This window comes from Mycobacterium sp. UM_Kg27, from assembly GCF_000972905.1.
GTDB lineage: Bacteria > Actinomycetota > Actinomycetes > Mycobacteriales > Mycobacteriaceae > Mycobacterium.
In genome coordinates this window covers 1-6,054 of record NZ_JRMM01000191.1, presented here as the reverse complement: position 1 = coordinate 6,054, position 6,054 = coordinate 1, and the positions used below count along the sequence as shown (strand labels likewise).

Sequence of the window (6,054 nt, the reverse complement as noted above, 5' to 3'; positions counted from 1 at the left end):
GGAGGATTGGGCTTCACCACCGGGGGATCGGGGAGTTCGACCGGAGGATTGGGCTTCACGACCGGGGGAGTGGGGAGCACGATCGGCGGGTTCGGCTTCACGACCGGGGGAGTGGGGAGCACGATCGGCGGCATCGGATTGACCACCGGGGGTTCGGGTTTGACCTCGGGTGGTTGGGGCTTGACCACCGGCGGGGTAGGAGCCGCCGGTTTCTTCGCGGGCAATCCCCACAGGAGTGACAGGTCGGCCAGCCCAGCCAGGACGGGCCGGTGGGGGGCCGGCCGCGGAAGCGGCGCCAACATGAAGGGCGCCGGCGCCGCCGGAGGAAGCGGGGGCAGCGGCGGACCGAAGACCGGGGCGGGCACAAAAATCGGCCCGCTGGCTGCCCCGGCCGCCACCGGCAGCGGCGCCGGCAGACCGGGCGCGGGGGCATCCAGCGGCACCGCCGCCGGCAGATCGGGCGGCGATGGAAGGTGCAACGGCGGCAGCGGTATCGAGTCCGCGGGCGCCTGTCCCAGCACCGGAGGTTGCCCCCCGAACGGCTCGGCGGCGGGCACCTGAAGGTTCGGAGCCCGATGCGGAATGGTCAGCGCCCGCCCCAGATCCGGCCGCAGCGCGACCAGGTTGGGAGTGATGTCCAGCGTCATGGCCACCATCAGCGCCGACGCCGCAGCGAACGCGGCTGACGCCAGCGCCGCTCCGGCCACCAGCAGCGGGCGCCGGGCCGGCTGGCCCGCCGGGACGAAGATTTCGGTGGCCGCTTCGGCCTCGTCGTCGGGCACTGCGCTGTAGGCCAGATCGTCGGCGTCAAAGCCGGGGATGTCGTAGTAGCAGGGCCCGGCAGCGTCGAAGCTGGGTTCTTGCGTGTAGGCCAGCGGAGCCGAGTCCGCCTCGACACCGACCAGGCGGGCAGAAGCCAGTGCCGCACCGCGGGCCAGGGCGGCACGCGGCTCCGCGGGTTCACACACCTCGCGGTCGACCGTCGCCTCCAGTCGCGGCCGCAACGCGGTCGAATCGCCCTCGGCGCAGATCAGAAACAGACCGTCCGGAGAAGTGTGGGCGGCGTTGAGCCGATCGGCGACCGTGTCGACCGCGGCGGTGGCGTCGCCGGCATCGAGGGGCTGCTGAAAGATCCTGGTGACGGTGCCGTCGGTGCAGTCGACCATGGCCAGTGTCGCCGTGGACGGCTCGACGGCCAGCAGCCCCATCTGGTCGCAGCCGACCGTCTGTCCCAGGTTGCGGGTCAGGCTTGCCGCCGCAAGCACCGGAGAGACCAGAGCTACGTTTTCCAAGCCGTCCAGCGCGCCGCCGGAAAGCCGCGAACTCAATGCGGCCGCGTCGAGCGGATCCGTGACGGTCACGCCGGTCGCTACCAGGTGAAGACCGGCCGAGTCCGCGGCGTCACGCGCCTGAAGGATCGCCGCGATGACCGCGTCGACGGCGGCGAATTCGACGGAGTCGTCGGAAGGCACGTCAATGCTGAGCTCTTCCAACGTGACGCCGTCCGCGCGTTCTCCGCAGACCAGCACGGTGTGGATGGTGGTGGGTGCGCTGGACGCAAGTGCCACACCGAGGACGACGTCCATGTCTTCTCCGATTCAGTTCTGACCTGCACCGTGGTCGGCCACGGCGGCCTCTGGGGGGCACAGACATCGGCGGCGTTCCGACACCGTTTGTTCACCATCACGAGATCTACTCGCAATACATCCAAATATGCGTCTGAGTGAATGAATAGCGTCTGATGGGTTGGTAAATAATGTCTAATTTTGTGGACTAACCCATCCCGGGCTTCGCGTTCCCGTCGTGTAGCGCCACCCGATCGGACCAGGTGGGCCATGATGGACCCGGCACCGACCGGCACCGGTATGGACAGGAGTCAGACTTGGCCGATTTCGTCGCGTCGATCGACCAGGGCACCACCAGCACTCGCTGCATCATCTTCGACCATGGCGGTGCGGAGGTGGGCCGCCATCAACTCGAACACGAACAGATTCTGCCGCGCGCCGGCTGGGTGGAACACGATCCGTTCGAACTGTGGAACCACACCGCGGCGGTGCTGGTCTCGGCGCTGAACACCACCAAGCTCCACGCGTCGGACCTGGCGGCGCTCGGCATCGCCAACCAGCGTGAAACGACGGTGGTGTGGAACCGCAAGACCGGCCAGCCCTACCACAACGCGATCGTCTGGCAAGACACCCGAACCGACGTCATCGCCGCCGCCCTGGAGCGCGACGGCCACGGCGAGGTCATCCGGCGCAAGGCGGGCTTGCCGCCGGCCACCTATTTCTCCGGCGGAAAACTGCAGTGGATTCTGGACAACGTCGAGGGGGTGCGGGCCGATGCCGAACGTGGCGACGCGCTGTTCGGCACCTGCGACAGCTGGGTGCTGTGGAACCTGACCGGGGGGCCGCGCGGCGGTGTGCATCTGACCGACGTCACCAACGCCAGCCGCACCATGTTGATGAACCTCGAGACCCTGGATTGGGACGACGAACTGTTGGCGTTGTTCTCGATCCCGAGGGCCATGCTGCCACTCATCACGGCATCGTCGACGCGGCGCCGGCATGCGGTCACCGCGAGCACCGGGCCGTTGCGCGGCGAGGTGCCGATCGCGGGCATCCTGGGTGACCAGCAGAGCGCCATGGTCGGCCAGGTGTGCTTGTCGGCAGGTGAGGCGAAGAACACCTACGGCACCGGAAACTTCTTGCTGCTCAACACCGGTGAGCAGATCGTCCGCTCCGATAATGGTTTGTTGACCACGGTCTGCTATCAGTTCGGCGACGCCAAGCCCGTATATGCGCTGGAGGGCTCGATCGCAGTCACCGGCTCCGCGGTGCAGTGGTTGCGTGATCAGCTGGGCATCATCAGCGGTGCCACGCAGGTCGAGAGCCTCGCCCGTCAGGTCTCCGACAACGGCGGGATGTACTTCGTGCCGGCGTTTTCCGGCTTGTTCGCGCCGTACTGGCGTTCGGACGCGCGCGGCGCCATCGTCGGGTTGTCCCGCTTCAACACCAACGCGCATCTGGCCCGGGCCACCCTGGAGGCCATCTGCTACCAGAGCCGGGATGTGGCCGAGGCGATGGAAGCCGATTCGGGTGTGCACCTTGGTGTTTTGAAGGTCGACGGTGGCATCACCGCCAATGATCTGTGTATGCAGATTCAGGCCGACGTTCTCGGGGTCGACGTGGTCAAGCCGGTGGTTCCCGAAACCACCGCGCTGGGCGCGGCGTACGCGGCGGGTCTTGGCGTCGGGTTCTGGAAGGGGCCCGACGATCTTCGCGCCAACTGGCGCGAAGACCGGCGTTGGACCCCGAACTGGTCGGACGAGCAGCGTGCTGAAGGCTATGCCGGGTGGCGAAAGGCCGTGCAGCGCACGCTGGACTGGGTCGAGTTGCCCTGAGAATGGCCGCACGCAGGCGGGTGCTGCCCGGCGCGCTGGTTGCGCTGGTCGTGGTGGCCGCTGTCGGCTGGGCGTGGTGGCAGCAGGCCGGGCGGTCTTCGCAAACGTCGGGACCCTCGCCGACATGGACTCCGCCACCGCCGAGCGTGGCGCCACCGGACCCAGCCTATGGCGAGGCCCGCCGACTGCTCGAGGCGTTGCCGGTCAAGGGCTGGGATCGTGAGAAGGACTTCAAGCGTCACCGGTTCGGCGAGCGGTGGAGCGACGACGTCGACGTCGAATTCGGCCACAACGGCTGCAATACCCGCGACGACATCCTGCGCCGCGACCTGACCCAGATCGAACTCAGACGGGGCACCTGCCTGGTACAGCGCGGCGTCCTGCATGACCCGTACTCCGGGCAGACCATCGCATTCCAGCGCGGCCCGGAGACGTCCGATGCCGTGCAGGTCGACCATCTGGTGTCGTTGGCCGACGCCTGGTACAAGGGAGCGCGGACTTGGGGCGACAGCCGCCGTCGGAATTTCGCCAACGACCCGCGCAACCTGCTAGCGGTCAGTGCCCAGGCCAACTTTGACAAAGCATTCCGCGACGCCGCCGGCTGGCTGCCGGCGAACGCCGCGTTCGAATGCGAATTCGTGGCCCGTCAGATCACCGTCAAAACCGCTTACGGACTGTGGGTTTCACCCAACGAGAAGTCCGCCATGTATCGGGTTCTGCGGCACTGTTGACCGTGAAACTCAGTCGGTCTCACCGAGGATGCCGTAGATCTCCTTGCGGGCGCTGTTGATGATGTCGACGATGCGCTGCTGCTGCTCGGGCGTGGCCGCCTGGCCGGCCTGCGCGACGGCACCGAACAGTTGGCCGGTCGCGGCGCGCAGGTTGATCTGCCCCGGGTCGGCGCCGTCGGCGATCTGCTCCCACGGAGGGGTCTCGATCGTCTCGGCGACCCCGCGGCCTTCGTCGGTCAGTTCGAAAAGGCGCTTCTTGCCGTCGGTTTCGGTGCCGGCGATCAATCCCTCATCGACCAACATCTGCAAGGTCGGATAGACCGATCCGGGACTGGGGCGCCACAGCTGCTGACTGCGCTCGCCGATCTGTTGAATGATTTCGTAGCCGTGCATCGGGCCCTCGGCCAGCAGGGCCAGGATGGCCAGTCGCACGTCGCCGCGCCGGCCGCGGTTGCCGCGCCGGTGTCCACGGTGGCCGCCCGGGCCGAAGCCGAAACCGAAGCCGGGGCCGCCGGGCCCGAAACCGGGGCCGAACCCCGGACCGAACCCGTGCCGGAAATCCGGGCCGAATCCGGCGGCGTGCTGGCTGGGACCGAAGCCTAACGGCGCGCAGTGCTCGGCGGCGTGGTCGCGCAACTGCCTGCGAAACTCGCGCCGAGCCTGCCGGCGCGCGATATGTGCGGCGCGGCGCTGATGTGGCGTCGCGGGACCGAAACCGAATCCGACGTGCTGTTCGGCATCTTCTGGGCATGGTCCGCCGGGCGGACCGAAAGGAGTGTTCATGCGTACCTCGTTGCGTGGAAAAGGGGAGCGCCATTCACTCCCGATACATAAACGATATATCGGGAACTATCGGGATGCAACGGCAACGTCGGACGGACCAGGGCAGGGTGGGGCAAGCAAGGCCAGCCGATTGCGTCGCAGGGAACACAAGCTCGGCGTACTAGCTCGGGGGGAAGAACCCGCCCGCATTCGGTGGCGGCCACGGCATCGGAGGTGGCGGGAAATAGGGACCGGGCGGCACGACCTGAAACCGCGCCAGCTCACGCTGATGCCGTTCGGCCAACACCGCTGCCAGCACCAGTTCGGGCGGGGCATCCGGGGGCGGTGGTGGCGAGATGTGGGCGAGTACATCACCGGAGATCCGGTAGGCCATCATCTGCCGGGTGTGCGGGTCGAGCTGCGCGGCCCGGCCCAGGAATTGCCTTGCCAGTTCGGCAGATTCGGCCCGCAGGCCAGACAATTGCAACGTCGAGGCCCACCAGGCCAGCCCCGGCGGCATCATGGGCGGCGGCGTCGCAGCCGGCGCACGTTCGCTGATCACCACGGTGCCGGCGAAGATGTCGCCCAGGCGTTTTCCGCGCGGTGACAGCAGACTGCAGATCACCGCCGGGCTACCGGTCAGTCCCCAGATCTCGACAACTGACGCCAGCGCCCGAAAGAGTGCCTGCCGGAAGCGTTCCGGGCCGCCGTCATCGGAAACCACCCGCAGTCCCATCGCCATCTTGCCCAGCGACCGGCCCCGGGTGACGGTCTCCATGGTGACCGGGTAGCCGACCAGGAGCAGTACGGCGAAGATGATCATGATGGCCGTGGTCAAGGCGTCGTCGAACCGGCCGAGGGTGGTGGCCCACAGCACGATCGCGCACAGGTACCCCACGATCACCACGGTGATGTCGATCAGTGCGCTGACCGCGCGCACCGGCAGCTGCGCGATCGCGATGTCGAGGACGACGGCGTCGCCGGTCACCAGCTCGGGGCCGCGGTTCGCCATAGCTCAGACGCTACTCGCCGAACCGGTCTCATCGAGACGCTCGCGGCCGTGCCGGGGCGTGGACCTGCATCGCCCGGCTTCGCCGTGCTCGCAGTCCTCGCTGTGCTTGATGGCGCGGACCTGCATCGCCCGGCTTCGCCGTGCTCGCA

At 67.9% G+C, this 6,054-nt stretch carries 4 protein-coding genes and 1 pseudogene; 2 read left to right on the top strand and 3 right to left on the bottom strand.

What is annotated here, in order from left to right; all coding sequences use genetic code 11:
* Positions 1 to 1,586 (bottom strand): annotated as a pseudogene (locus LI94_RS19890) (hypothetical protein); the annotation flags it as partial.
* A gap of 242 nt (positions 1,587 to 1,828) precedes the next feature.
* Here LI94_RS19890 and glpK point away from each other — a divergent pair.
* Both glpK and LI94_RS19880 read left to right on the top strand, forming a co-directional pair.
* A complete protein-coding gene (gene glpK, locus LI94_RS19885) occupies positions 1,829 to 3,400 on the top strand; it encodes a glycerol kinase GlpK (RefSeq protein ID WP_164518015.1) in 1,572 nt (523 codons plus the stop codon).
* A 2-nt stretch (positions 3,401 to 3,402) separates the two neighbouring features.
* Entirely contained in the window at positions 3,403 to 4,131 is a 729-nt protein-coding gene (locus LI94_RS19880) for an HNH endonuclease family protein (protein ID WP_046302282.1), read from the top strand.
* Positions 4,132 to 4,140: 9 nt separating this feature from the next.
* Here LI94_RS19880 and LI94_RS19875 read toward each other — a convergent pair whose 3' ends face one another.
* Both LI94_RS19875 and LI94_RS19870 read right to left on the bottom strand, forming a co-directional pair.
* On the bottom strand, positions 4,141 to 4,914 hold the full coding sequence (locus LI94_RS19875; protein WP_046302281.1) for a PadR family transcriptional regulator: 774 nt from the start codon (positions 4,912 to 4,914) through the stop codon (positions 4,141 to 4,143).
* Positions 4,915 to 5,074: 160 nt separating this feature from the next.
* Positions 5,075 to 5,905: an RDD family protein gene (locus LI94_RS19870; protein ID WP_024443931.1), complete on the bottom strand. Its 831-nt coding sequence runs from the start codon at positions 5,903 to 5,905 to the stop codon at positions 5,075 to 5,077.
* Positions 5,906 to 6,054 lie beyond the last annotated feature (149 nt).

Coding starts and splice junctions, on each gene's coding strand:
- LI94_RS19880 (WP_046302282.1), top strand. CDS start 3,403: ATGGCCGCACGCAGGCGGGTGCTGCCCGGCGCGCTGGTTGCGCTGGTC.
- LI94_RS19875 (WP_046302281.1), bottom strand. CDS start 4,914: ATGAACACTCCTTTCGGTCCGCCCGGCGGACCATGCCCAGAAGATGCC.
- LI94_RS19870 (WP_024443931.1), bottom strand. CDS start 5,905: ATGGCGAACCGCGGCCCCGAGCTGGTGACCGGCGACGCCGTCGTCCTC.